26 protein-coding genes are annotated in these 24,327 nt (G+C 61.1%); 14 read left to right on the top strand and 12 right to left on the bottom strand.

What is annotated here, in order from left to right; all coding sequences use genetic code 11:
• Positions 1-198: 198 nt before the first annotated feature.
• The 9 genes from AB1E34_RS22250 to AB1E34_RS22210 all read left to right on the top strand — a co-directional run bounded on the left by AB1E34_RS22250 (position 199) and on the right by AB1E34_RS22210 (position 10,832).
• Entirely contained in the window at positions 199-732 is a 534-nt protein-coding gene (locus AB1E34_RS22250) for a hypothetical protein (RefSeq protein WP_372574502.1), read from the top strand.
• Positions 733-901: 169 nt separating this feature from the next.
• Entirely contained in the window at positions 902-1,660 is a 759-nt protein-coding gene (purC, locus tag AB1E34_RS22245; RefSeq protein WP_372574501.1) for a phosphoribosylaminoimidazolesuccinocarboxamide synthase, read from the top strand.
• Positions 1,661-1,849: 189 nt separating this feature from the next.
• Positions 1,850-2,503 carry a hypothetical protein gene (locus tag AB1E34_RS22240; protein ID WP_372574500.1) on the top strand — a complete coding sequence of 218 codons (654 nt, stop codon included), beginning with the start codon at positions 1,850-1,852 and terminating at the stop codon, positions 2,501-2,503.
• 76 nt (positions 2,504-2,579) lie between these two features.
• A complete protein-coding gene (locus AB1E34_RS22235; RefSeq protein WP_372574499.1) occupies positions 2,580-3,248 on the top strand; it encodes a MarC family protein in 669 nt (222 codons plus the stop codon).
• Between the two features lie 108 nt (positions 3,249-3,356).
• Positions 3,357-3,590, top strand: a complete 234-nt coding sequence (gene purS / locus AB1E34_RS22230; protein ID WP_306194755.1) for a phosphoribosylformylglycinamidine synthase subunit PurS — start codon at positions 3,357-3,359, stop codon at positions 3,588-3,590.
• Positions 3,587-4,255, top strand: coding sequence for a phosphoribosylformylglycinamidine synthase subunit PurQ (gene purQ, locus AB1E34_RS22225; RefSeq protein WP_372574498.1), 669 nt, complete (start codon positions 3,587-3,589; stop codon positions 4,253-4,255). Before purS ends, purQ begins: the two co-directional genes overlap by 4 nt.
• A gap of 36 nt (positions 4,256-4,291) precedes the next feature.
• Complete coding sequence (locus AB1E34_RS22220; RefSeq protein WP_372574497.1) at positions 4,292-6,067, top strand: sensor histidine kinase; 1,776 nt, start codon at positions 4,292-4,294, stop codon at positions 6,065-6,067.
• 11 nt (positions 6,068-6,078) lie between these two features.
• Complete coding sequence (locus tag AB1E34_RS22215; protein WP_306194752.1) at positions 6,079-7,413, top strand: sigma-54-dependent transcriptional regulator; 1,335 nt, start codon at positions 6,079-6,081, stop codon at positions 7,411-7,413.
• A 506-nt stretch (positions 7,414-7,919) separates the two neighbouring features.
• Positions 7,920-10,832: an Rne/Rng family ribonuclease gene (locus AB1E34_RS22210; protein ID WP_372574496.1), complete on the top strand. Its 2,913-nt coding sequence runs from the start codon at positions 7,920-7,922 to the stop codon at positions 10,830-10,832.
• A gap of 52 nt (positions 10,833-10,884) precedes the next feature.
• On the opposite strand, the gene AB1E34_RS22205 is transcribed toward AB1E34_RS22210, so the two are convergent.
• Positions 10,885-11,118, bottom strand: a complete 234-nt coding sequence (locus AB1E34_RS22205; RefSeq protein WP_372574495.1) for a sulfurtransferase TusA family protein — start codon at positions 11,116-11,118, stop codon at positions 10,885-10,887.
• A gap of 129 nt (positions 11,119-11,247) precedes the next feature.
• On the opposite strand from AB1E34_RS22205, the gene AB1E34_RS22200 reads away from it, so the two are divergent.
• The 4 genes from AB1E34_RS22200 (at position 11,248) to AB1E34_RS22185 (ending at position 15,609) form a co-directional block, all read left to right on the top strand.
• A complete protein-coding gene (locus AB1E34_RS22200) occupies positions 11,248-12,000 on the top strand; it encodes a cytochrome c biogenesis CcdA family protein (RefSeq protein ID WP_372574503.1) in 753 nt (250 codons plus the stop codon).
• Positions 12,001-12,076: 76 nt separating this feature from the next.
• Positions 12,077-13,303: a hypothetical protein gene (locus tag AB1E34_RS22195; protein WP_372574494.1), complete on the top strand. Its 1,227-nt coding sequence runs from the start codon at positions 12,077-12,079 to the stop codon at positions 13,301-13,303.
• Positions 13,300-14,652: a cytochrome P450 gene (locus AB1E34_RS22190; RefSeq protein ID WP_372574493.1), complete on the top strand. Its 1,353-nt coding sequence runs from the start codon at positions 13,300-13,302 to the stop codon at positions 14,650-14,652. Before AB1E34_RS22195 ends, AB1E34_RS22190 begins: the two co-directional genes overlap by 4 nt.
• A gap of 69 nt (positions 14,653-14,721) precedes the next feature.
• Positions 14,722-15,609, top strand: a complete 888-nt coding sequence (locus AB1E34_RS22185) for a fructose bisphosphate aldolase (protein ID WP_372574492.1) — start codon at positions 14,722-14,724, stop codon at positions 15,607-15,609.
• Between the two features lie 85 nt (positions 15,610-15,694).
• Here the strand turns inward: AB1E34_RS22185 and AB1E34_RS22180 are convergent, their stop codons facing one another.
• The 7 genes from AB1E34_RS22180 to fumC form a co-directional block, all read right to left on the bottom strand.
• Positions 15,695-16,303, bottom strand: a complete 609-nt coding sequence (locus tag AB1E34_RS22180; protein WP_372574491.1) for a DNA-3-methyladenine glycosylase I — start codon at positions 16,301-16,303, stop codon at positions 15,695-15,697.
• 9 nt (positions 16,304-16,312) lie between these two features.
• Positions 16,313-16,600, bottom strand: a complete 288-nt coding sequence (locus AB1E34_RS22175; protein ID WP_372574490.1) for a YciI family protein — start codon at positions 16,598-16,600, stop codon at positions 16,313-16,315.
• Positions 16,601-16,622: 22 nt separating this feature from the next.
• Positions 16,623-17,204, bottom strand: a complete 582-nt coding sequence (locus tag AB1E34_RS22170; protein WP_372574489.1) for a TetR/AcrR family transcriptional regulator — start codon at positions 17,202-17,204, stop codon at positions 16,623-16,625.
• A gap of 66 nt (positions 17,205-17,270) precedes the next feature.
• Positions 17,271-17,492: a ribbon-helix-helix domain-containing protein gene (locus AB1E34_RS22165; protein ID WP_372574488.1), complete on the bottom strand. Its 222-nt coding sequence runs from the start codon at positions 17,490-17,492 to the stop codon at positions 17,271-17,273.
• Positions 17,489-17,665: a DUF4169 family protein gene (locus AB1E34_RS22160; protein ID WP_372574487.1), complete on the bottom strand. Its 177-nt coding sequence runs from the start codon at positions 17,663-17,665 to the stop codon at positions 17,489-17,491. Before AB1E34_RS22160 ends, AB1E34_RS22165 begins: the two co-directional genes overlap by 4 nt.
• Before the next feature lie 27 nt (positions 17,666-17,692).
• Positions 17,693-18,766: a Hint domain-containing protein gene (locus tag AB1E34_RS22155; RefSeq protein WP_372574486.1), complete on the bottom strand. Its 1,074-nt coding sequence runs from the start codon at positions 18,764-18,766 to the stop codon at positions 17,693-17,695.
• Between the two features lie 188 nt (positions 18,767-18,954).
• Positions 18,955-20,349 (bottom strand): class II fumarate hydratase, encoded by a 1,395-nt coding sequence (gene fumC, locus AB1E34_RS22150; protein WP_372574485.1) that lies wholly within the window; start codon positions 20,347-20,349, stop codon positions 18,955-18,957.
• 205 nt (positions 20,350-20,554) lie between these two features.
• Here fumC and AB1E34_RS22145 point away from each other — a divergent pair, with 205 nt between their 5' ends.
• A complete protein-coding gene (locus AB1E34_RS22145; RefSeq protein ID WP_372574484.1) occupies positions 20,555-21,109 on the top strand; it encodes a hypothetical protein in 555 nt (184 codons plus the stop codon).
• A gap of 12 nt (positions 21,110-21,121) precedes the next feature.
• Here the strand turns inward: AB1E34_RS22145 and AB1E34_RS22140 are convergent, their stop codons facing one another.
• The 4 genes from AB1E34_RS22140 to AB1E34_RS22125 form a co-directional block, all read right to left on the bottom strand.
• Positions 21,122-21,601 (bottom strand): SspB family protein, encoded by a 480-nt coding sequence (locus AB1E34_RS22140; protein ID WP_372574483.1) that lies wholly within the window; start codon positions 21,599-21,601, stop codon positions 21,122-21,124.
• A 77-nt stretch (positions 21,602-21,678) separates the two neighbouring features.
• Positions 21,679-22,929, bottom strand: coding sequence for a chromate efflux transporter (gene chrA / locus AB1E34_RS22135; protein WP_372574482.1), 1,251 nt, complete (start codon positions 22,927-22,929; stop codon positions 21,679-21,681).
• Entirely contained in the window at positions 22,926-23,741 is an 816-nt protein-coding gene (locus AB1E34_RS22130; RefSeq protein WP_372574481.1) for a chromate resistance protein ChrB domain-containing protein, read from the bottom strand. Before AB1E34_RS22130 ends, chrA begins: the two co-directional genes overlap by 4 nt.
• Positions 23,742-23,873: 132 nt before the next feature.
• Positions 23,874-24,305, bottom strand: a complete 432-nt coding sequence (locus AB1E34_RS22125) for an ester cyclase (RefSeq protein WP_372574480.1) — start codon at positions 24,303-24,305, stop codon at positions 23,874-23,876.
• Between the last annotated feature and the right edge of the window lie 22 nt (positions 24,306-24,327).

The raw sequence follows: 24,327 nt of genomic DNA, 5'->3' as shown, positions 1-24,327 counted from the left end.
TGGGAAAACCCTCTGTCAATCGAGGCAAAATCACCTCGATCAACAGGAAACTCCCAACTCAACAAACCGCGAAACATATCCCGCGTAAGCACAACTCACGCCAAACAGAGCCCATATCGCGGAGCGATTTAGTGCGTGAGCCCAAAGTTACAATACGAGCGCACTAGCAAGATTTGTTGATATGACTACATCGAGGGGATGAAGAAGTTCGCTTTGGCTCTAGCAGCCGCTATTCTCTTACCGTCATCACCAGTGCTTGCCGATAAGGCAGATGCGGCGGTCGATATAGTATCATGCATCAACTCGCTGAACGGCCATGCAGAACCTTTGCATGAGGCCCAGTGGGAGCTTTCGCAAGCAGTCCTCGAACTCCCCTATGAGCACGAGTTAGTTCGATTAGCCGATGGCTATTTCTTTGTCACTGGTCGAAGGCTTGGTTATCACGGTACTTGGGCGGCGCTTCTGGATATCGCGGCTGGTAAATGGATCGCCTATGAAACAAGAGACCAAAATGATGATCTGTTGGTTTTTGGTTCTAGCTTTGTGCCGCCAGATGTCGTTTCGGCACTTGCTAAGTGTGGCGTAGAGTGGGGCGGTTATTGGGTTGAAGAATATCCCGTCGTGGTGCTCGATCCCCCGGTCGTCAAACCGTTACCCGAGTGGCAAATACTTCCTGATGAACCGTCGAAGGGCGGCGTTCAACTGCTGCCGCCAGTTGGAATAGTCGACTAGCAAGCTACCCGGTGTCGTCCGCTTTGTCCGCATAGCTACATCAGAGGTCGAGCGTGGTTCTCCTACATGAGCGCCAGCCTTTGTGTACCTCGCTTGCGGCACTGCCACACTTGCACTATGAGGGCGCGGTGGGGGGCTGATCCCCTGTTTCCAGCCCGAAAGGTCGGCAATGGCACGTCGCAAGAAAATATACGAAGGCAAGGCGAAGATTCTGTATGAAGGCCCCGAGCCGGGCACCATCGTGCAATACTTCAAGGATGATGCCACCGCCTTCAACGCCGAAAAGAAGGACGTGATCGAAGGCAAGGGGGTGCTGAACAACCGCCTGTCCGAGTTCTTCATGACCGGTCTGAATCATATCGGCGTGCCGACCCATTTCCTCAAGCGGCTGAACATGCGCGAGCAACTGGTGCGCGCCTGTGAGATCGTGCCGCTGGAAGTCATCGTGCGCAACTTTGCCGCCGGGACCATGTCGAAACGGCTGGGCATCGAAGAGGGCACGCAACTGCCGCGCCCGATCGTGGAATATTGCTACAAGGATGATGGGCTGGGCGACCCGCTGGTCACCGAGGAACACATCGCCGCCTTCGGTTGGGCCAGCCAGCAGGACATGGATGACATCCTCAGCCTGGCGCTGCGGGTCAACGATTATATGTCGGGCCTGATGTATGGCGTCGGCATCAAGCTGGTCGATTTCAAGATCGAGATCGGACGGGTTTATGATGGTGATTTCCAGCGCTTGATCATCGCGGACGAGATCAGCCCCGACAGCTGCCGCCTGTGGGATATCGAGACTGGCCAGAAACTGGACAAGGACGTGTTCCGCCGCGATCTGGGCAATCTGACGGATGCCTATTCCGAAGTGGCCCGCCGCCTGGGTGTGATGCCGAAATCGGCCCCGGTGAGCAAGCCGACGCTGATCAACTGATAGAATGGTGGGCGGGCAGGGTATATCCTGCCTCTCATGCGCGATTGAGGGAGGTTTCGTCGCGAAACCTCCTTTATTTACAGATTGTTAATGGTTTCTTCCCTGTCTAAGGTGCGAGGCATCACCTTTCGTGACACTCGACCGCTTGTGAGGCAGAGCATGTATGCAGTACCCCATCTGATCCCGAAAATGACCAAGATGACCCGCGCGATCTATGCGGGCGAGCCGCCTTTCGAAGGGCTTGTCCCCGCTGAGCTAGACGCCGTGCTGTGCGAGTTGGCGAAGGGCGAGGCCCACACCCCAGAAGAACTACGATTGGGTCTGTTTGCTGGGCTGCATGGGTTTTGGGAACTTCCAGAGAAGGAGAGGAGAGAGGTCCGCATGGATGCGTCGACTCTGATCAGCGAGGTCACATTGAGCCTCCCCGAACCTGAACAAACACCCGGTTGGCGTTATAGCTTTCGCCTGAATGTCGAAATGACGGATCAGGCCATACACGCAGTCTCCGAGGACGCGGATGGGCTAGGGTTGAAGGAACGAAATATCACCCCCTCTCAAGCGATCTACACTTTGGGGCCAAGGGATGAAAATGACCTAGTCGTGATGCTGTGCTTTGATTTGAACAGACCGCATTCGCGCATCCTGGATATGCTCATGACCGATGGGCTGAGGCCCAATTTGGAATGTTCGCTTAAGCTGTTGTTTGCAGACTTGCGTGCGGATGAATTGAACTCCGAAGATGACATCAAGCGCTGGGTCCGCATCCTCGCGGACTATGCCAAAGCGGTGTTTCAATGGTGGTCCGACCATCCGATGCCCGGTGATGGCGTGCAATCCGGGTGATCGCGACAGGCAGGTCTTTATTTTTTCCCGCAACTGTTGTTTTCATCTTCCCGTCGGGACGGAGATGGGGACAGCAATGGCCGAACTGTTCAATCAGGCGATCTTTTTCAAGTTTCTGGGCGCGGCTTTGGCGATTTTCAATCCGCTCTACAACATCCCGATCTTTCTGAGCATGACGAATGGCTTCTCGCAGGCCGAACGGCGGCGCATTGCGATCATCGTGACGATCACGATCACCGTCATTGCGCTGATCGCGGTTGCGACTGGCGAGGAGATACTGGCGATATTCGGGATCGACGTGCCCTCGTTCCGGGTCGCGGGCGGGATCATTATCTTCGGCATCGGGATGTCGATGCTGAACGCCGAGGATCGTGCGCAAGGCGATCAGGTGGCCGTCGAAGAGGGCAAGGAGCGCAAGATGAACTTTGCCGTCGTGCCCCTGGCGATTCCGCTGACCATCGGGCCGGGGATGATCACCACGACGATTGTCTTTTCGCATCAGCTTTCGGACGGGGCCGAGCTTGTGACGCTGGGATCCGCCGCGCTGATCGCCTGCGGGATCGTGGGGTTGGGCCTGATCTTTGCGCATCAGATCTCGCGCCTGTTGGGCATGACGATGATCAGCGTGATCACTCGGATCATGGCGATCATCCTTGTGGCGGTTTCCGTGGAAATGGTGCTGACGGGCATCTTCGATTCAATCGACGCCCATTACCCGCATCTGTTTTCCGGGCCGGACAGCTAATAAGACGGCCCTTCACCAAGGGTTGTTCCGCGCGCTCAGGCAGGCTATTCCCCCGCGCAACGGAATAAGGGCCTCGGACAGTCCGGGCCGCGCTGGGAGTTGCGACAGATGAAGGCACGGGTGCATGTGATGCTCAAGAACGGGGTTCTCGATCCGCAGGGCGAGGCGGTGCGCCACGCGCTCGGCGCAATGGGATTCGACAAGGTCGAGGGCGTGCGCCAGGGCAAGGTGATCGATTTGCAGCTGGCCGAGGGCGCCAGCGAGGCGGATGTCACCGCCATGTGTGAAAAGCTGCTGGCCAATACCGTGATCGAATCCTACAGCATCGAGATGCAGGGATGAAGGCGGCGGTCATTGTCTTTCCCGGCTCCAATTGCGACCGCGATCTTGCGGTGGCGTTCGAGCGCGCGGGTTTTGATGTCGCGATGGTCTGGCACAAGGATGCGGACCTGCCCGAAGGCGTCGATATCGTCGGTGTGCCCGGTGGCTTTTCCTATGGTGACTATCTGCGCTGCGGCGCGATTGCCGCACAATCGCCGATCATCCGGGCGGTGCAGGCCCATACCGAGCGTGGCGGCTACGCCATGGGCATCTGCAACGGTTTCCAGATCCTGACCGAGACCGGCATCCTGCCCGGCGCGCTGCTGCGCAATGCGGGGCTGAAATATATCTGCAAGACCGTTGGGCTGAAAGTTGCCACCAGCGACAGCGCCTTTACCGAAGGCTATAACGCCGGCGATGTGATCGGCATCCCGATTGCGCATCATGACGGCAACTATTTTGCCGATGACGATACCGTGGCGATGCTGCATGATCAGGATCGCGTGGCCTTTACCTATGACCAGAATCCCAACGGTTCAGTGGCCGATATTGCGGGGGTCCTGTCGCAGAACCGCAGGGTGTTGGGGATGATGCCCCATCCCGAGCGGGCCGCCGATGAGGGGCATGGCGGCACGGATGGGGTGGCGCTCTTCCGCGCATTGGCGGGTGTCCTCACGCCGGCATGACTTGAGCAGAACTCCGCGCCCAAGTAGCGTTGCCTCATGAATGGTGACAATTCCAATGCGCGGGAGTCTGCCCCGCCCGTGTCGGACTCGGGCGCGGTGTCCTGGCGGGTGCGCGGTATTCTGCTGGTGCTGCTGGTTGCGGTGGCGGCCACGGTCTGGGTGACCAACCGGCTGCTGACCGACCGCTTTACCCAGAGCACCCGCAACCGGGCCGAGCTGCGACTGGCGCTTTATTCCGGAAACCTGCTGAGCGAGCTCAGACGCAACGCCATCGTGCCGCAATTGCTGGCGCGCGACCCGACGCTGATCTCGGCGCTGCAATCGAATGATTTCTCGCTGTCCACCCAGCGGCTGATCTCGTTTGTCGAGGAAATCGGCGCGGCGTCGCTGATGCTGTTGGATCAGGACGGGCGCGCGGTGGCTGCCACCGATCGCAACCGTATCGGTGAACAACACCGCGCGGCCGCCAATTTCATTGATGCGATCCGCTCAAACGCCACAATTTTTACCGTTATCCAGCGCGAATCCGGGGGCTACAGCTTCAGCTATTCGCGCAAGATCGAAGCTAATGGCGAGCTGTTGGGTGTCATCGTGGTCGAGGTCGACCTGCAGAAATTCGAGCGCGCCTGGGCGGGGATATCTGATGCGGTTCTGGTGACCGACAGCACCGGCACGATCATCCTGTCGACCGAGCCGCGCTGGCGTGGGTTGGATGAGCAAGAGGCGTTGCAGCGCCAGACCCCGCAAGGGGCGATCGAGCGTGCCATCCGCGCCACCGCCGGTTGGACCGCGCTGCCCGCTGATGCCTACCTGCAGGGCGAGGCGGTGATCCGGATGGAAAACCGCATTCCGTTCCGTGGCTGGCAGATGACATCCTTCACCACATACGCCTCTGTCCGCGAGCGGGTGAACGGTGTTTTGGCGTTGGAAATCATGGGATTCGCGATTCTGCTGGCGCTGGTCTTCTATGGGCTGAGCCGGAAAACCGCGTTGCGCATGGCATTGTTCCAGCGCGAGTCGGCAGAGCTTCGCGCATTGAACAGCAGGCTACAGCGGGAAATTGCTGAGCGTCAGCGGGTACAGGAAACCCTCGCCGTGGCCGAGCAGACGCTGGAACAAAGCTCGAAATTGGCCGCACTGGGCGAGATGTCTGCGGCGGTGAGTCACGAGCTGAACCAGCCGCTGGCGGCGATGAAAACCTATCTGGCCGGTGCGCGCCTTCTGCTGCGCCGCAACCGCCCCGAAGAGGCGCTGTCCTCCTTCGGTCGGATCGACGATCTGATCGAGCGGATGGGCGCGATCACGCGGCAGCTGAAATCTTATGCGCGCAAGGGCGCGGATGCGTTTTCGCCTGTAAATATGGGCGATGCGCTGGCCGCGTCACTGGCGATGATGGAGCCGCAACTGCGCCACCGACAGGTCAAGATCACCCAGATACTGCCCGACACTCCGGTCCTCGTGATGGGAGATCGTATGCGAATTGAACAGGTTATGGTAAACTTGCTCAGAAATGCGCTGGATGCCACCAAAACGGTGGGCGATCCCGAGGTCGAGATTATCCTCGCAGCGGGGGAAACGGCGATCCTGACGGTGCGCGACAATGGCGACGGGATCGAAGATTTCGATGCGCTGTTCGAGCCGTTCTACACCACCAAGCGGCCGGGGGATGGTGTCGGGCTTGGGCTTGCCATATCGTCGGGGATCGTCAACGACCATGGCGGGCGTCTGACAGCGCGCAACGGACAACATGGGGGGGCAGTATTTGAAATGCGCCTGCCCATTCTGGAAGGCGGCGTCGAGGCCGCAGAGTAAGAGGTACATCAATGGCACAGGCCATGAAAATTGCGATTGTGGATGACGAACAGGACATGCGGCAGTCGATCAGCCAATGGCTGGCCCTGTCCGGCTATGACACCGAGACCTTTGCCAGCGCCGAGGATGCGCTCAAGGTTTTGGGGCCGGAATATCCCGGCATCGTGATCTCTGACATCCGGATGCCCGGCATGGACGGGATGCAGTTTCTCAAGAAGCTGATGGGTTCGGACAGCACGCTGCCGGTGATCATGATCACCGGCCATGGCGATGTGCCGATGGCGGTTGAGGCAATGCGGGTGGGGGCGTTCGATTTTCTGGAGAAGCCGTTCAACCCGGACCGGATGTCGGAACTCGCCAAGCGCGCCACGGTGAACCGGCGCCTGACGCTCGACAACCGCGCCCTGCGGCGCGAGTTGAGCGACGGCTCGCAACTGATGAAGAAGTTGATCGGCGCCAGCCCGGTGATGGAGCGGCTGCGCGAGGATATTCTCGATCTGGGTCAGGCGGATGGTCACGTGCTGATCGACGGCGAAACTGGCACCGGCAAGACGCTGGCGGCGCATGCGCTGCATGCGGTGGGCAGCCGGGCGGGCAAGAAATTCGTGCTGATCTCCTGCGCCGCGCTGGAGGAAGAGGCGCTGGCCAAGCGGCTCTTTGGCCCGATGAACCCAGAGGATGCCGAACTGCCCGCCATCGAAGAGGCGCGCGGCGGCACGCTGGTGCTGGAGGATATCGAAGCGCTCAGCGACACGTTGCAGGCCAAGCTGCTGAGCGTGATGAACCAGCAGGGCACGCCCGCAGAAACCCGGATTGTGGCGATCTCCAACCTGCAGGAGGCAGGCAAGACCTGCGAAGATGCGCTGCGGCCTGACCTGTTCTACCGGCTGGCCGCCTTGCGCATCACCATGCCGCCGCTGCGTCAGCGCGGCGAGGATATCCTGACGCTGTTCACGCGGCTCTCGGAACAGTTTGCCGAAGAATATGGCTGCGACGCACCACAGGTGAGCGCGCAGGAGGCCGCACAGCTGCTGCAGGCGCCCTGGCCGGGCAATGTGCGCCAGCTGATCAACATCGCTGAACGCGCGGTGCTGCAGGCGCGGCGCGGCTCGGGCACGATTGCATCGCTGCTGATGTCGGATCATGAAGAGATGCAGCCGGTGATGACCACCGAGGGCAAGCCGCTCAAGGAATATGTCGAGGCGTTCGAGCGAATGCTGATCGACAACACCATGCGCCGCCACAAGGGCTCGATTGCCAGCGTCATGGATGAGCTGTGCCTGCCGCGCCGGACACTGAACGAGAAGATGGCCAAATATGGCTTGCAGCGCTCTGATTATCTGTAGGTTTGCGCAAGAGAGGGGCCAGCCCCTCTCTTGAGCCTGCGGTTCAATTCACACCCCGGGATATTTCTGGCCAGATGAACAAGGGGTGTTGCGCAGCCTGTTTTGCCCATTGTCTTTTCCACAAGTCTCCCTTTATGGTGTGGGAACGGGTCGGGCCGGGATTTTGGTCCTTAAACCCCGTTTAGAGATTCGCTGCTTTGTCCAGGTTGGACGAAATATCCGCAGGACATTGCAGATAGATTATTGCCCCGCAAAAGGGGCAGTGGAGTGCCTTCTTCCGATGCGTTGGGAGAAAGGAAATAAGTGGGCAGGCGGCGGAACCCCCGCGTCTGTCGGAGAAGAACCGCGATGACGCGCGCGCAAGGATTGAGAAATCGGGCAGGGGGCCAGTTGGCCGGACCCTGCCGCGCTGCGTCTGAAATCGCCCTGACAAGACACCCCCCCAGACATGCCGGACCGCCTGGTCTCAGGCGACGCGTGCCATTGGCGCGGTGCACCAAGGAAACATGGGAAAGAAAATGCTTATCGATGCCACCCACGCGGAAGAGACCCGCGTCGTGGTGGTTGACGGAAACAAGGTCGAGGAATTTGATTTCGAGGCCGAAAACCGCCGGCAGCTTGCCGGCAACATCTATCTCGCCAAGGTAACGCGGGTCGAACCCTCGCTACAGGCCGCCTTTGTAGACTATGGCGGAAATCGCCATGGTTTCCTGGCGTTTTCCGAGATTCATCCCGATTACTACCAGATTCCCGTCGCCGACCGCGAGGCGCTGATGGAGGAAGAGCGCGCTTATGCCGAGGCATTGCGTGCCCGCGACGAGGCCGAAGTGGCGAAATCGTCGAAACCACGCCGCCGCTCGCGCTCAAAGACCAAGGCCGAGGATGTGGTGAGCGAGGATGCCGTCGAGACCAAGGAGGTCGAGATCGACGGCATGGAAACCATCGATCTGAGCGACGAGACCGAGGCGGACGCCGATATCGTGCCCGAAGGCAGCTCTCCGATGGAGACCGTTGCGGAAACGCCGGTTGCCGAGCCTGAGGACTCAGAGGTTGATACGGCTGAGGGCACTGACGCGGACAGTGCGGTCGAGGAGAGTTCGGAAGCAGAGGAACCAGCAGCCGAAGCCGAGGGTTCGGAGGATGACACCCCCGAGGCAGAAGCAGAAGCGGATGCTGCAGAGGTGGATGCGCAGGACGCTGAAGAGGAGGCTGACGACACGCCGAAGGCAAAGGGCTCGGACGCCTCCAAGAAGGACGAAAACATCGAATCCGTTGCGGATGATGATGACAGCGAGGATATCCGCCCGCCGCGCAAACCGCGTCCGCGCCGCTACAAGATCCAGGAAGTGGTCAAGGTACGCCAGGTTATGCTGGTGCAGGTGGTCAAGGAAGAGCGCGGCAACAAGGGTGCGGCTCTGACAACCTACCTGTCGCTGGCGGGTCGCTATTGCGTCTTGATGCCCAACACCGCCCGCGGTGGCGGCATCAGCCGCAAGATCACCAACGCCACGGATCGCAAGAAACTCAAGGACATCGCCGCCGAAATTGATGTGCCTTCGGGCGCCGGTCTGATCGTGCGGACGGCAGGTGCCAAGCGCACCAAGGCCGAGATCAAGCGCGATTATGAGTATCTGCAGCGGCTCTGGGAGCAGATCCGCGAGCTGACGCTGAAATCCATCGCGCCCGCCAAGATTTATGAAGAGGGCGATCTGGTCAAACGCTCGATCCGCGACCTCTACAACCGCGATATCGACGAGGTGCTGGTCGAAGGCGAGGCGGGCTATCGCATCGCCAAGGACTTCATGAAGATGATCATGCCGAGCCACGCCAAGAACGTGCAGCGGTATGAAGACGCGCTGCCGCTGTTTGCGCGCTATCAGGTGGAAACCTATCTGGCGGGCATGTTCAACCCGGTGGTGCAGTTGAAGTCCGGCGGCTACATCGTGATCGGCGTGACCGAGGCGCTGGTGGCGATCGACGTGAACTCTGGCCGGGCCACCAAAGAGGCTTCGATCGAGGAAACCGCGCTCAAGACCAACCTTGAGGCCGCCGATGAGGTGGCACGCCAGTTGCGGCTGCGCGATCTGGCCGGTCTGATAGTCATCGACTTCATCGACATGGACGAGCGCAAGAACAACTCGGCCGTCGAAAAGCGCATGAAGGACCGGCTCAAGACCGACCGCGCGCGCATTCAGGTGGGCCGCATCTCGGGCTTTGGCCTGATGGAGATGAGCCGCCAGCGCCTGCGCCCCGGCATGATCGAAGCGACAACGCAGCCATGCCCGTCCTGTCACGGAACCGGTCTGATCCGCTCCGACGACAACATGGCGTTGGCCATTCTGCGCCAGGTCGAAGAGGAAGGCACCCGCCGCCGCACCCGCGAAGTTCTGGTGCGCTGCCCGGTCAATATCGCCAATTTCCTGATGAATCAGAAACGCGAGCATATCGCCCAGATCGAAGCCCGCTATGGTTTGTCGGTGCGCCTTGAGGGGGATACCCATCTGGTCAGCCCCGATTTCTCGATCGAGAAGTTCAAGACGGCAACGCGTATCGTGGCCGAAGTGGCGGCCCCCGTTGTGTCAGTCGATACCTCGCTGATGGATCAGATCGACGCGGATGAGGCGGAAGCGCCGACCGAGAGTGAGGCGCAGTCGGATGCCGAGACGGTCGACGCCGAGGGCGAAGCCAAGCCCAAGCGCAAGCGTCGGCGTCGGCGCAAGCGGAAAGGCAACCGGTCTGAGGACGGCGCAGAGAGCACCGAGGCGCAGGAGGCCAGCGCGGATTCAGGTGATCAACCTGCAGAGGGCGAACCTGCCGAAGCGGCGGCTGAGACGGCGCCTGACTCGGGTGAAGGCGAGGAAAACGCCAAGCCGAAGCGGACCCGCAGATCGCGCAGCCGCAAGAAAAAGACCGATGATGAGGCGCAGGAGGTGGCACCAGAGGCCAGCGCCGAAACCGACACGGCGGACGCCGCTGGTGATGCGCCTGCAAGCGATGATGCGGTTGCGGCGGAGGCCGAAGAAGCGCCTGATGCCGAGGCGGAGAAGCCCAAGCGCAGAACCCGCAAACGGGCGGCCAAGAAGGACGAGGCCCCGGTCGAGCAGGGTGGTGATGAGGCTCCCGTCGTTGCAGAGGCTGTGGCTGAGGTGGTCGAGGAGGCCCCAGTGGCTGCCGATGATGCGCCTGTCTCAGAACCCGAGATCGCCGCTGCCCCCGAAGAGGTCCCGGCGGAACCGGAAGCGCCCAGCGTCGCAGCTGAGGTTGCAGAAGAGGCAGAAGAGGTTGCAGAGCCCGACGGTGCCGAACCTGTGGCCGAACCCGCGCCCGAGCCGGTTCTGGAATCGGTCACGGAAACGCCCGAACCCGAGGCCAAACCCGCCAAGCCGAAACGGCGCGGCTGGTGGTCGCTGGGCAGCTAGGACGCGATCGGTTGAACAATCGATAAAGGCGGGTCTCAGGACCCGCCTTTTTTCATCCACCCTTGCGGATCACGTAAATCTGATGGTCGCCCGCTTCGGTCTGTGAGATCAGCGCGTGACCGGCCTGGGCGCAGAAATGCGGCACATCCACCACGGCGGCGGGATCATCTGCCAATATGCGCAGCGTGGCGCCCTCGGGCAGTGATTTAAGCCGTTTGCGGGCCTTGAGGACGGGCAGGGGGCAGAGCAGCCCCAGCGCATCCAGCGTATCGGTATCATCGTTCATGCGAGGCACTTATTGCGCCGCGTGCCCTGTGTCCAGAAGATCACCGCAAGCCCGTGTCCGGATGGACACCACAATGATGTGACCCATTGGCGTCGTGACCTTGCCGCAAAGATCGCCTATGTGACAGGCATGTTCGAGATTTCCATCATAGACGCCAGTCTGATTCCGGCGATGACCATTGCCCTCATGGCAGGGGTGATCAGCTTTTTGTCGCCCTGCGTGCTGCCCATCGTACCGCCCTATCTGGCCTATATGAGCGGCGTGTCGGTCACCGATCTGAGCGAAGAAAGCGAAGGGCGCAACAAGGTGATGCTGCCGGCGCTGTTTTTTGTGCTGGGGCTGTCGACCGTGTTCCTTTTTCTAGGCTTCACGGCCTCAGCTATCGGAACGGTGTTTTTGCAACATCAGGAGACGTTCAACCTGGTCGCGGGTCTGATCGTGATGGTGTTTGGCGCGCATTTTGTCGGGGTCTACCGGATCGGGTTTCTGGACCGCGAGGCGCGCATTGATGTGGGCGATCGTGGCGGCAGCTCGTTCGGGGCCTATGTTCTGGGTCTGGCCTTTGCCTTTGGTTGGACGCCCTGTATCGGGCCGCAATTGGGCGCGATCCTGTCTCTGGCCGCCTCCGAGGCCTCGCTGACACGGGGCACGATGCTGCTGGCGGTCTATGCGCTGGGGTTGGGCATTCCGTTTCTGCTGGTGGCGGCCTTCTTGCCGCGCCTCAAGGGGCTCATGGGATGGATGAAGCGCCATATGGACCGGATTGAACGCGTGATGGGTCTGCTGCTCTGGACCATCGGGTTGCTGATGCTGACGGGCGGGTTCTCGGACTTCTCCTATTGGCTGCTAGAGGCCTTCCCGCCGCTGGCCAACCTGGGCTGAACCACAAAAGCAAGCGCCCTTTCAGGGCCTTACTCTTGCCCACTCGCTGCGCTAGTCTGACCGCAAGAGGTCCGAGATGAGCAGTGAACGGCCAGATAAACCCTTTCGGCGCCGGGTGTTCTACATCCCCGGCTATGATCCGATTCATCCCCGCAGATATCGTGAGCTGTATCGCAAGGAAGGCGCGGCGCAGGCGGCGATCTCGGGCTATGAGATCGCCCTGACGGGCAAGACCGGATCCGGCCCCTATGGCTGGGATGTGCGCTCGGTACAAGACAGGCGACAGGTCGAAGCCGGGGTCGAGGTGCTGGTCTGGTCCGATATCGTGCGCGACAGCATGTCGAACACGATTGCGGCGACCTATCTGCAGATGCTGCGCACGGCGTGGATTTATGTCGGGTCGGGCACCCTCTGGCGGCTGATGCGGTTGCGCAAAGGGCCGGTGATCGCGGCGCTGTACCCGGTGGTGATGCTGCTGGGTCAGTTGCTGCTGGCAATTGGGCTGGGCTGGGTGGTCTATCGAGTGGCCACCTTGCTGCCCGGCGGGATTTTTGCGTTGCTGGGGACGGTTGGTGGTATGGCAGCGGGCATAGCCCTGTTGCGCTGGTTCCGGGCGCGGGACGGCCGGTTCTTTGCCTATTACCTGATGCATGACTATGCTTATTCGGCGCAGCTTCGCGGTGCCAATCCCCCGGCGCTGGAGGCGCGGATGGGCAAGTTTCGGGCTGCAATCAGCGCGGCGCTGCATACGGATGTGGATGAGGTGCTGGTGGTCGGTCACAGCTCCGGCGCGCATCTGGGCGTGTCGGTGCTGGCCGATCTGATCCGTGCGGGAGAGGTGCCCGTAGGCGGCCCGTCGCTGGGGTTCCTGTCCTTGGGGCAGGTGGTGCCGATGGTGTCTTTCCTGCCACGCGCGCAGCGTCTGCGGGCGGATTTGAACGCGCTCAGCACCAGTGATGCGTTGGCCTGGGTCGATGTCTCGGCCCCCGGCGATGGCTGCGCCTTTGCGCTGTGTGATCCGGTGACGGTGAGCGGCGTGGCTCCGGGGGGCAAGCGCTGGCCGCTGGTCTTTTCGGCGGCCTTCACCCAGACGCTCAGCCCAGCGCGCTGGCGGGCGCTGCGCTGGCGCTTCTTCCGGCTGCATTTCCAGTATCTTTGCGCCTTCGACCGGCCCGGCGATTACGATTACTTTCGCATCACCGCCGGACCGCTGACACTGGCCGAACGTTATGCGACCCGCGCACCGTCAAAATCGCGCATTGATGTGCCCGTCTCGAAATACACCTCGATGGACGCCGCATGAACCCGCCCAAACCCCCCGCACGGCCCGACAAGGTCTCGCTCCTGCGCTATCTGCGCCTGTTTCGGCGCGATATCCTGTCGGCGCAGCCCGAGCGGCTCTATCGCGCGTGGATGGCCGAGTTCCGCACGCCGTTTTTCCGCTCCTTCCTGATCAACCAGCCCGAACTGGTGAGCAGGGTGCTGAAAGAAAGCCCCGAGGATTTCCCGAAATCCGACCGGATCGGCGAAGGGCTGCGGCCGCTTCTGGGCAATTCGGTGTTCCTGACCAATGGCGAGACCTGGAAACGTCAGCGCCGCATTATCGATCCGGCTTTCGAGGGCGGGCGGCTGCGCGATACGTTCCCGGCGATGCTGGCCGCAGCGCAGGCTGCGGCGGACCGGCTGCAGGCGCAGGCCGGACAGATCACCGAGATCGAAGAAGTGACCAGCCACGCGGCGGCGGATGTGATCTTTCGCACTTTGTTTTCGATCCCGATCGAAAACGATGTCGCGGCAGAGGTCTTCACCCGTTTCCGCGCCTATCAGCGCGCGCAGCCGATCCTGAACCTTGCGGCCTTTGTGCCCTTGCCGCGCTGGCTGCCACGCTTCCACGCGCGCGCCACAAGACGCAATGCGGCGCGCATTCGGGCGCTGATCACCGAGTTGACGGCGGAACGGATGCGCGCGATTGAGGCGGGCACCGCGCCCGACGATCTGGCCACCAAGATCATGACCACAGCCGATCCGCAAACGGGGCAGCGCTTTGACACCGATGAGATGGTGGATCAGGTGGCTATCTTTTTCCTTGCCGGGCATGAAACCAGCGCCTCGGCGCTGGCCTGGGCGCTTTACCTGCTGGCGCTCTATCCCGACTGGCAGGAGAAGGTGGCTCAAGAGGCGCAGGCGCTGGATGGGAGTCCCGATTTTGGTACCATGGGGCAGTTGAAGGTCAGCCGCGATGTGTTCCGCGAGGCGCTGCGGCTTTATCCACCAGTGCCGATGATGGTCCGCGAGGCGCAATGTCCGCACCAGTTCCGCGACCGTGATGTGCCCAAGGGCGCGCAGGTGGTGATCAGCCCCTGGCACCTGCACCGCCAGAACAGGCTTTGGGACAATCCCGACGGGTTCGATCCGGCCCGATGGGCCACTGAAAACGGCAAGACCTGCCAACGCGAGGCCTATATTCCGTTCTCTGCCGGACCGCGCGTCTGCACCGGGGCAGGCTTTGCCATGGTCGAGGGGCCGTTGATCCTGTCGGTGCTGCTGCGGCGCTTCCGGTTTGAGCTTGTGCCGGGCAAAGACCCGGTTCCGGTCGCACATCTGACCGTTCGGGCCAAAGATGGCATCTGGTTGCGCGTTGTCCGACGCTAACAACCTACCATCGCCGCAGTTCATCGGGTATGCGAACGGTAAGTGGAATCAAGTTGACGGGTAAGTGATATGTCCAATCAAGCGCAGCGCGAACAGATGACAAAAGGTGCCGGTTTCATTGCCGCGCTGGACCAGAGCGGCGGATCGACGCCAAAGGCACTGGCGCTCTACGGGGTGGATGCGGCGCAATACGGCTCGGAAGAAGAAATGTTCGACGAGATCCAGCGCATGCGCGCGCGGATTATTCTGGCCGATGATTTTACCAGCGAGAAGGTGATCGGCGCGATCCTGTTCGAACGTACGCTGGGCGAAGAGATCGACGGTCGCAAGGTCGCGGAATACATGTGGTCCGAGCGAGGCGTGGTGCCGTTCCTGAAGATCGACAAGGGGCTTGAGGATCAGGCCAATGGCGTTCAGATGATGAAACCGATCCCCGGCCTGGCCGACACGCTGGCCAAGGCCGCGCCGCTGGGCGTATTCGGCACCAAGGAACGCTCGGTGATCCATGAGGCAGATGCCGATGGCATCGCTGCAATTGTCGCACAGCAATTCGAGGTCGGGCGCACGGTGCTGGAGGCCGGGATGGTGCCGATCATCGAGCCCGAGGTGAACATCCACTCCGAAACCAAGGCCGAGGCCGAGGATATCCTGAAGGCGGAACTGCTGAAAAACCTTGATACGCTGGGTGAAGGGCAGGAGGTGATGCTGAAGCTGACCCTGCCGAGCAAGTCAAACCTCTATGCCGAAGTGGCCGCGCATCCCCGCGTGCTGCGCGTGGTGGCGCTGTCGGGCGGGTATTCAACCGATGAGGCCTGCACCCTGCTGGACCAGAATGACAACATGATTGCGTCGTTTTCACGCGCGCTGGCCGAAGGCTTGTCGAAACAGATGTCCGACGCGGAATTCAACGCGGCTCTGGGCAGCAATATCGACAAGATCTACCGCGCCTCGGTCTGAGATCGGGCAAGGCGTTTGGAAGCGCCTTAATCGCTTTGCAAACCGCTTAGACCGCGCCCCGCAGGGCGCGGTTTTTTCGTGGGCCTCAGGTGGGTTTTGTGAAGGATTTCCGTTTCGAGGCGGCTTTTTCCCGCATCACGCAGCCTGTCGCGTGGTCGTTGATCAACCCCATTGCCTGCATGAGCGCGTAGACCGTGGTGGGGCCCACGAATCTCCAGCCCCGCTTGCGCAGGTCCTTCGACAAAGCATGCGACTCAGGTGAGGTCGATGCTGTTTGCGGCTCGGGCAGGCTGGTGGGGTCAGGTTCGAAGCTCCAGACATGGGCGGCGATTGATCCCTTTTCGGCCACCAATTCCTGCGCTCGCGCGGCATTGTTGATCACCGCCTCGATCTTGCCGCGATGACGCACGATGCCCTTGTCGCCCAGCAGGCGTTCGACATCGCCCGCATCAAACTCGGCCATCCTGTTGAAATCGAACCCGGCGAAAGCCGCTCGGAAGTTCTCGCGCTTGGCCAGAATGGTGCGCCAACTCAGCCCCGACTGGAAACTCTCCAGGCAGATTTTTTCAAAGAGGCGCTGGTCATCACCCACCGGATAGCCCCATTCGCTGTCGTGATAGTCGAAGAATTCCGGCGCGGACTGACACCATGTGCAGCGGGGCAGACCATCGGGGCCGGGGATCGTTTGGGTCATCTGCAGGTCTCACTTCATCAGAAAGGACAGGCGGTCATCGGCGCGGGCCGGGTCGAGTTCGAGGATTTCCGCGGTTACCACATCCGCCGCGACAAAGGGGTCGGCCTGCACCCGCGCGGCAATCTCCTCCCGCGATCCGGCCTGAGCCAATATCCCGCCGCCCTGAGCCTGTTTCAACGATCCAGCCAGCAGGAACACACCTTCGTCGAAGCCTTGTTTCAACCAGTCGCGATGTCCGTCCATATGGTCTGCAACCTGGGCGCGGTTTTCGGAAAATCTGAGTAATATTATGAACATATGATCCTCTTCTTATATAGATTCACGCGGCAATCTGATCCAGCCAATCGCACATGCGCTCGACCTCTTGATAGAGGAACTGTTCCTCTCCGAAGGCCTGTGCCATCGTCGCCGCGCCCTGGCTGCGGGCCAGAAGATGCAGGGCAAGCGCGTCGGCCTCCTCGGTTCGGCCAAGTGCCTCAAACTGGGTGCGCAGCCAAGTGCGAAACAGGGTGAACAGCGCATTCGCCTCGCCCTGCGCTGCATGGTCCAGCTTGGTAAGTTCGGTGGATAGCGTGCCGACGGGGCAGCCATGGCGACTGATCTTGGTCCGGTTCATGATCAGGATATCTATGAAACGCTCGATGCACTCCCGCGGCGTGGCGGCGTCGGCTTCCCAGTCAGCCAGCATCGCCTGGGTGCGCATCAGGCGCAGGGCGATCACCGCGCGCAGGATGTCATCCTTGGTCTTGAAATGGTGATAGAAATTGCCGCGCGAAATGCCGACCCGGGCAGCGATATCGGCAAAAGAGGTCTGCGCGAACCCGTGATGATAGAACATCTCGTCCGCCGTGGCGACGATGCGGTCTTTGGTGCGGGGTTGATTGGTCGGGGGCTGACTCACATGACACCTCTAGGGCAGTTGTCCTAGAGATTAGGTCGCTTGTCCTAATTCGGTCAAGCCCGACGTTTAACGCCGATCGCGATACCAGGCCAGAATATACAGGCGAATGGCCGAGGCGAGGCCGGTTTCAGGGTCCCTTGCAGCATCAATTTCTGCGGCCAGAACATTGATTGGCATGTTCTTTTCGCGTGCTATGTCGCGAAACGCCTGCCAGAACGCATCCTCCAGCGAGACCGAGGTGCGATGGCCTTGCAGGGTCAGAGATCGCTTGACGGGGCGCGGATTCATTCCTCGGTCTCGTGACCGTCCAGATCGCGCCGGGCCTTGTCCTGCTCTGCCCGTGCAAGCTCTTTTTCCGCCTTGCTGCGACCGTATTTCGCGGCGTTATGCTCTGCGCGCGTCTTCTTGGCCGAGCGTTCGGCGGTTTTGCGGGCGCGGCGCAGATTGATCACTTTGGCCATGTCACGACTCTCGGCTTAAAGGGTCGTTCAGAGCCTAGGCGAGGCCACGCCGTCTGTACAGGCGGAGGGCTGGCTCAGCAGTGCCGCTTCGCGGACGCTGATCGCGGGATAGGCGTTGTAGCTGCCGGGGACGCCATCGGCGCTGAATTGTGGGAAAAGCGCGTCGAATTCGGCGCGCGCCTCGGGTGGCAGAACCTGCAGAGCCCACGCGCCGGGCACGAAGCTTTCGGCCTCGACCCCGTCGGCAAAGACAATCTCATGCTGGTCGAACATCAGGTGAATATATTCGACCCCATCCGCCATATCATCGACGCGGATAGTTGTGCCATTGGTTAGCCCCTTGGCTGGAACCAGCACCGGCCCGGACCCGAAGAGCAACTCATTTGCGGCGGTGTTCACCAACACGCGGTGCTGCGGCGACAGGCGCATGGACCGTTCGGGCTGCAATGGACCCAACGCGTGCGGCTCGAACAGGATAGGACGCAGCGCCGGGGCTTGTTCAAGCTCGCGGCGGTCCAACTTGCGGCGGGCGATCCAGCGCAGCGGCTGGTAGCCGTTGTCGCGAGTTCTGATTTTCGTGCCGGGTGTCAGGGCGCCGGCGCGGCAGGGGCCGGCATCGGTGTCGATCATGCTGTCGCTGGTGAAACAGATCGCGCCGTCGATCGTGGGATATTCGGGGGCGTTGCCTGCGATCGTGTTGGAGACGGTGAAGGTGTAGGTCACGTCCGGGACAAGCGGCACCGACGGCAAATAGCCAATGAGAATCCCGTTGCCAAAGGTCGAAGCAGGGTCCGAATCAATCTCTATCTGATAGAGCGTGATCGGATCCTGACCCGGGGCGGTCAGTGAGAATTGTTGTTCCGAATAGACCGTGACAGCGGGTCCACCGATGACAGTGCCATCGGCCAGCACGGCGGTACCGAACTGGTTGGTGTCATTGCCGTCTTCGTTGCGGAAACGGTCGCCGTCCAAGATATTGTCGTCGTCGTCGACCGTCAGGATCACATCATTGTCGCCGGTATATCCGCCAACAAGGGCCACAGTGTTTCCGACAAAGACAAGATCGGTGGGCGTGTAGACTTCGTAGGTCGTAACGGGCATCACATGTACTCTTTAAACTGCACAAATTCGTCGTTTCGCGGAGGCTAGCAGGGAATTATCGCCAAATTATGGTGAGGAATACTGAATCCTGTCAGCATTAGGGCAACTCACGAGAGTTTTATCGATCCGTCGCGTCTGGCAGATCGATCCGGCAAGACCCGATGTGACCGGGTCTTGCCTGTAAGCCTTTAGTCTTCCGGGCCGATCATCTGCTCGGGGCGGACGACGGCATCAAAGGTGGCTTCATCAACAAAGCCAAGCGCGATGGCCTCTTCCTTGAGGGTTGTGCCGTTCTTATGCGCGGTCTTGGCCACTTTGGTGGCGTTGTCATAGCCGATGGTCGGGGCCAGAGCCGTCACCAGCATCAGGCTTTCCTTCATCAGCTTGTCGATGCGCGGCTCGTTGGCCTGAATACCGTTCAGCATCCGCTCGGTGAAGCTGTCGGTCGCGTCGCCCAGAAGCTGGATGGATTGCAACAGGTTATAGGACATCATCGGGTTATAGACGTTCAGTTCGAAATGGCCCTGCGAGCCTGCGAATTTGATCGCCGCGTCATTGCCCATCACATGGGCCGCTACCTGCGTCAGTGCCTCGGCCTGGGTCGGGTTCACCTTGCCGGGCATGATCGACGAGCCGGGTTCGTTTTCCGGCAGGATCAGCTCGCCCAGACCCGAGCGCGGGCCGGAGCCCAGAAAGCGGATGTCATTGGCGATCTTGTAGCAGGACCCCGCAACCGTCGCGAGGGCACCGGACAGGAACACCATTGCGTCATGGGCGGCCAGCGCCTCGAACTTGTTGGGGGCGGTGACGAAGGGCAGGCCGGTGATCTCGGCCATGTTGGCCGCGACTGTTTCACCCCAGCCAACTTGCGTGTTCAGCCCGGTCCCCACAGCAGTGCCGCCTTGCGCCAGCTCATAGATGCCGGGCATGGCGGCTTCGACGCGGGCGATGCCCTGACGGATCTGATGGGCGTAGCCGCCAAATTCCTGGCCCAGCGTCAGCGGTGTCGCGTCCTGCGTGTGGGTGCGGCCGATCTTGATGATGTCACGGAATTCTTCCGATTTCTTTTCAAGGCCTTCGGCGAGTTTGTTCAACCCCGGTAGCAGCACGTCGCGCACGCTCATCGCGGTGGCGATATGCATCGCGGTGGGGAAAGTGTCGTTGGAGCTTTGCCCCATATTGCAATGATCATTAGGATGCACCGGGTCTTTCGACCCGATCACGCCGCCAAGGATTTCGATGGCTCGGTTGGCGATCACCTCGTTGGAGTTCATGTTCGATTGCGTGCCAGAGCCGGTCTGCCAAACCACCAGCGGGAAGTTGTCGTCGAACTTGCCTGCGATAACCTCGCTGGCGGCCTGGATGATCGCATCACCCCGCGTCGCGTCCAGCTTGCCGCTGGCCTTGTTGGCCATAGCACAGGCCTGTTTGATCACGCCCAGCGCGCGCACGATGGCCACGGGCTGCTTTTCCCAGCCGATGGGGAAATTCATGATCGACCGCTGCGTCTGCGCGCCCCAGTACTTATCCGCAGGAACCTCAAGCGGGCCAAAGCTGTCGGTTTCGGTGCGCGTTTGAGACATTTCGTCACTCCGTATTGTATGCCGTTGCATGCCGTGTACAAGGCCCGGAGACCAAAAACAACGGGTCAGTCGCGCGCACCTTAGTTGCAACCCGATCCGAGGTATAGGTGGAGTCGACCGCAGATTAAGTCAAAATAAACCCGCTTTCGATTGCCGAGGGCGCGCAGTCCGGTAAGATGAGCAGGTGAGCGACCGGAGGAGCGTCATGCCTGCATCTGCCCTATCCCGAATGCTGTCCCTGGCGGGGTCCATGCTTGTCGCGCTGATGCTGCTGGCGCGGGCCGCGCTTGCGGCAGATATCGCTGATTTTGTCGGAGACTACATCGGATCGGCGGAAATGCTCAAATCAGATGGAACGCTAGAATCCCGGGATATGAGTGTATCGATTTCCGAAACCAGCAATGGTTTCAACGTGAGTTGGAAAACCGTCGCGTTCAAACATGATGGCCGGGTCAAGGAGCAGACCTTTTCCATCGATTTCATTCCAACGGACCGCAGTGACGTCTTTTCCGCCGCCATGAAACGCAATGTCTTTGGGCATGAGGTGCAGCTTGACCCGATGAAAGGCGAGCCCTTTGTCTGGGGCCGCATATGGGGGGATACGCTGACGGTCTATTCCCTGTTCATCGACGATGCCGGCGGCTACGAGATGCAGCAATTTGACCGGACCCTGACCGGGGACGGGCTGGACCTGAATTTCTCGCGGGTGCGCGACGGGGTGCCCGAGCGGTCGATCAACACCATGCTGGAAAAGAGATAGCGCCGGACGTCGTTACTTGCGGAAACTGTCCAGCGAGACGATCTCGGCATCGGGCTTGACCTCCTCGGGCGCGTCAGCCTCCTCCACCTCATCAGCGGTGAGGACGATCTCTGCGTCATGCTCTTCGTCTTCCTCGTCGGAGGGCGATTCGAAGCGCAGGCCAAACTCCACCGAGGGATCAACGAAGGTCTTGATGGCGTCATAGGGGATATAGAGCGGTTCGGGCGAGTCGCCGAAATTCAGCGTCACGCCGAACCCCTCATCTCCCACCAGCAGGTTTTCATACCAATGCTGCATGACAACGGTCATTTCACCCGGGTAGCGGTCGCTGAGCCAGTCGGCCAGCTGCGCGTCGGGATGGGTGGTGTCGAACGTGATGAAGAAGTGATGCGCGCCGGGCAGGCCGCGCTCGGCCACATCCTGCAGCACCGATTTGATGAGGCCGCGCATGGCGGTGTGCATCAGGTTCCCATAGTCAATGGTTTGCGACATGTTTCATTCCCGACTGGTGTTAAGCCCAACATACGGGATTCGGAGGGAAACAAAAGAGCAGGCGCGGTGTTGCGCCATCAAATATAGTGGCTTGCGGCCCCGGCCAGCGCGAGCAGGGACAGGGTGCGGCCCAATCCCTGTTTCAATCCCCACATGATGGCCATTGCAGCAAGGATCATCACCGCCGCGTGCGGATTGAACGTGGCGGGATCGGGCAGGGGCAGGCTGATCAGCGCCGTGGCATCCTTGTTGACACTCCCGAACAGGACATGCAGCGCAAACCAGATCGACAGGTTCAGGATCACGCCCACCACCGCCGCGCTGATGGCGCGCAGCGCAGCGGCCAGACGCGGCTGCGCGGCGATCCGGTCCAGATAGGGGGCGGCGAGGAATATCCACAGGAAGCAGGGCGCAAAAGTGGCCCAGAGCGCCACCAGACCCGCCAGCAGCGCCAGACCCGCACCGCCCTGTAGCTGCCCGGTCAGCATGGCCACGAACTGAGTGACCAGGATCAGCGGGCCGGGGGTGGTCTCCGCCAGTCCCAGCGCATCGATCATCTGCGCGGTTGAAATCCAGTTAAACTCCTGCACCACGGCCTGGGTCATATAGGCCAACACCGCATAGGCGCCGCCAAAGGTGACCACCGCGAGTTTCGCAAAGAACCAGCCGATCTCAGCCAGCAGGGTTTGACCGCTGAAGCTGAGCGCGATGAGGGGCAGAAGCCAGATCGCGGACCAGAGGCAAAGCGTTTGCAGCGGGCGCGCTGCCTGCTTGGGCGGTCGGTCGGGCTGCGGCCCGGGCTGTGCGCTCAGCAGCCCCCAGAGCGCGGCCGCAGCGATGACAAGCGGGAAGGGCAGGTTGAGCGCAAAGAGCGCCAGAAAGCCCAGCCCGGCGATCACGTAATCTGTCGTACCTGACAGCGCCCGCCGCGCCAGATTGCGCAGCGCTTGCAGCACGATAACCACCACCGCCGCTTTCACGCCCAGAAAGACAGACTGCACCAGCGGCAACTCGCCATAGGTCGCGTAAAGCCCGACCAGACAGGCGATGATCGCCGCACCGGGCAACACGAACAGCAACCCGGCCAGCAGCCCGCCCGGCACGCCACGCAGCCGCCAGCCGCAATAGGTGGCAAGCTGCATTGCTTCCGGCCCCGGCAGTAGCATGCAGAGCGAAAGCGCGCGCAAGAAACTGCGCTCTTCCAGCCAGGGGCGTTCCTCGACCAACTCGCGTTCCATCAGCGCGATCTGTGCTGCGGGGCCGCCGAAGGACAGCAACCCGATCCGGCCAAACACCCGGACCATTTCCGCGTATGTGGGCACTGTCATGGGCGGCGGTCCGCAGGCCAGTCATGGCTTTCGCCCTGACCATCCCGCGCCCAGCGATAGAGCGCGTCATAAAGCGCCATGCCCGCGTTGAGCTGCTGGTGGTCGTCGCGGTACTGGCGCGACAGACCCACCGACAGCGCCAGCAACCCCGCTGCCTCGGGCGCGAGGTCATGGCGGTTTGTATCGGCTCCGCGCACGACGGTTGCAAGGCGATCAAGCGCCTCGGTGCGAAGCTGGAATTCGTCCAGCATCGTGTCGAAGGTGCAGTTGGGGCCGCGATGGCTCCAGAACACATCCTCCATATCGAAGGGCGTTGCGCCAAAGCGTTCCGCTACACCAGCGACCTCGGCGGGTGCAACGAACAGGAACCGCGCTTCGGGGTCGACGAAGCGGCGGATCAGCCAGGGGCAGGCGACGCGGTCGATCTTGGGCCGGTGGCGGGTCACCCAGAGCGTGCTGCCCGCCACCGGGTCGGGGCGTTTGCCCGCCGGGATACGCGGCGCGCCCTCATGGTCGCGCCAGGCAAACATGCCGCCCTTGAGGTATTCTGCAGCCAACCCGTCATTGCGCAGCCACGCCGCCAACCCCTGGCTGAGCTTGAGACCCTTCTGGCAGAGGATGACGCAGGCGCGCCCGTTCAGGCGGTGTTTCAGCCCTTCGATATCGTCATGGGGATGGCGGATGGCGCCGGGGATCAGGAACGGATCGGCCTCGAAATCGGGGTCGATACGGATATCTATAACAACCGGGGCCTGCGGCGTACCGATCAGGCGCAGCAGTTGCGGGACGGTGATTTCATTGGGTGCAGCCATGGCATGAATCCTTGCGGTTCTGGAAACATGCGAAACTTGAGCTGGCGCCTCACGGGGCGTTCGCTGGCCCCCTGCGCATAGCAAAAGGCAATTGGCCCATCCTTGTCAAGCGATCCGCCCGCTGCCCCCGCCTCAGGCCCAGTCGAGCTGTTGGCCTGTCATGCAGACCGGCAGCGTATCGGCGGGGAACTGTCCCAATTGTTCGAACAGTGAGACGAAGTCGAACTGGTTATAGGCCTCGACCACCTTATCGTCCTTGAACCGCGCCATCACCTGACCTGTGACCTCGATCGGCGCGCCATTATCGGCCCGCGAGGTGTTCACATGCAGGATCGCGGCCACCCAATCACCGTTTTCGATGGTTTTGGGCATATCGACGCGGATGTCCCCAACATGAAAGCGGAACGCGGTGACCAGATCGCGAAAATCATCCGCGCCCACCTGCATCTCGGGAATGATCCCCTCAGCCGCGGTTTCAGGGGCAAAAAACTGATCTATCGCATCCAGATCGCCCTGCACCCAGACCCGGTCATACCATTGCTTCAAGATATCTGATTTTGTCATGTTCACCTCCAGCGCGTCGTCA

This window comes from Ruegeria jejuensis, from assembly GCF_041537905.1.
Taxonomy (GTDB): Bacteria; Pseudomonadota; Alphaproteobacteria; order Rhodobacterales; family Rhodobacteraceae; genus Ruegeria_C.
The sequence above is the reverse complement of the archived record's forward strand: the minus strand, read 5'-3'. Positions and strand labels throughout refer to the sequence as shown.

Excerpts from the sequence above, each read along its gene's own strand:
- AB1E34_RS22180 (WP_372574491.1), bottom strand. The coding sequence starts at position 16,303 with ATGACCCAAACGATCCCCGGCCCCGATGGTCTGCCCCGCTGCACATGG.
- AB1E34_RS22220 (WP_372574497.1), top strand. The coding sequence starts at position 4,292 with ATGAATGGTGACAATTCCAATGCGCGGGAGTCTGCCCCGCCCGTGTCG.
- AB1E34_RS22190 (WP_372574493.1), top strand. The coding sequence starts at position 13,300 with ATGAACCCGCCCAAACCCCCCGCACGGCCCGACAAGGTCTCGCTCCTG.
- AB1E34_RS22240 (WP_372574500.1), top strand. The coding sequence starts at position 1,850 with ATGACCAAGATGACCCGCGCGATCTATGCGGGCGAGCCGCCTTTCGAA.
- fumC (WP_372574485.1), bottom strand. The coding sequence starts at position 20,349 with ATGTCTCAAACGCGCACCGAAACCGACAGCTTTGGCCCGCTTGAGGTT.
- AB1E34_RS22160 (WP_372574487.1), bottom strand. The coding sequence starts at position 17,665 with ATGGCCAAAGTGATCAATCTGCGCCGCGCCCGCAAAACCGCCGAACGC.
- AB1E34_RS22125 (WP_372574480.1), bottom strand. The coding sequence starts at position 24,305 with ATGACAAAATCAGATATCTTGAAGCAATGGTATGACCGGGTCTGGGTG.
- purQ (WP_372574498.1), top strand. The coding sequence starts at position 3,587 with ATGAAGGCGGCGGTCATTGTCTTTCCCGGCTCCAATTGCGACCGCGAT.
- purS (WP_306194755.1), top strand. The coding sequence starts at position 3,357 with ATGAAGGCACGGGTGCATGTGATGCTCAAGAACGGGGTTCTCGATCCG.
- AB1E34_RS22165 (WP_372574488.1), bottom strand. The coding sequence starts at position 17,492 with ATGAATCCGCGCCCCGTCAAGCGATCTCTGACCCTGCAAGGCCATCGC.
- AB1E34_RS22195 (WP_372574494.1), top strand. The coding sequence starts at position 12,077 with ATGAGCAGTGAACGGCCAGATAAACCCTTTCGGCGCCGGGTGTTCTAC.
- AB1E34_RS22200 (WP_372574503.1), top strand. The coding sequence starts at position 11,248 with ATGTTCGAGATTTCCATCATAGACGCCAGTCTGATTCCGGCGATGACC.
- AB1E34_RS22210 (WP_372574496.1), top strand. The coding sequence starts at position 7,920 with ATGGGAAAGAAAATGCTTATCGATGCCACCCACGCGGAAGAGACCCGC.
- AB1E34_RS22250 (WP_372574502.1), top strand. The coding sequence starts at position 199 with ATGAAGAAGTTCGCTTTGGCTCTAGCAGCCGCTATTCTCTTACCGTCA.
- AB1E34_RS22140 (WP_372574483.1), bottom strand. The coding sequence starts at position 21,601 with ATGTCGCAAACCATTGACTATGGGAACCTGATGCACACCGCCATGCGC.
- AB1E34_RS22205 (WP_372574495.1), bottom strand. The coding sequence starts at position 11,118 with ATGAACGATGATACCGATACGCTGGATGCGCTGGGGCTGCTCTGCCCC.
- purC (WP_372574501.1), top strand. The coding sequence starts at position 902 with ATGGCACGTCGCAAGAAAATATACGAAGGCAAGGCGAAGATTCTGTAT.
- AB1E34_RS22175 (WP_372574490.1), bottom strand. The coding sequence starts at position 16,600 with ATGTTCATAATATTACTCAGATTTTCCGAAAACCGCGCCCAGGTTGCA.
- chrA (WP_372574482.1), bottom strand. The coding sequence starts at position 22,929 with ATGACAGTGCCCACATACGCGGAAATGGTCCGGGTGTTTGGCCGGATC.
- AB1E34_RS22145 (WP_372574484.1), top strand. The coding sequence starts at position 20,555 with ATGCCTGCATCTGCCCTATCCCGAATGCTGTCCCTGGCGGGGTCCATG.
- AB1E34_RS22130 (WP_372574481.1), bottom strand. The coding sequence starts at position 23,741 with ATGGCTGCACCCAATGAAATCACCGTCCCGCAACTGCTGCGCCTGATC.
- AB1E34_RS22185 (WP_372574492.1), top strand. The coding sequence starts at position 14,722 with ATGTCCAATCAAGCGCAGCGCGAACAGATGACAAAAGGTGCCGGTTTC.
- AB1E34_RS22155 (WP_372574486.1), bottom strand. The coding sequence starts at position 18,766 with ATGCCCGTTACGACCTACGAAGTCTACACGCCCACCGATCTTGTCTTT.
- AB1E34_RS22215 (WP_306194752.1), top strand. The coding sequence starts at position 6,079 with ATGGCACAGGCCATGAAAATTGCGATTGTGGATGACGAACAGGACATG.
- AB1E34_RS22235 (WP_372574499.1), top strand. The coding sequence starts at position 2,580 with ATGGCCGAACTGTTCAATCAGGCGATCTTTTTCAAGTTTCTGGGCGCG.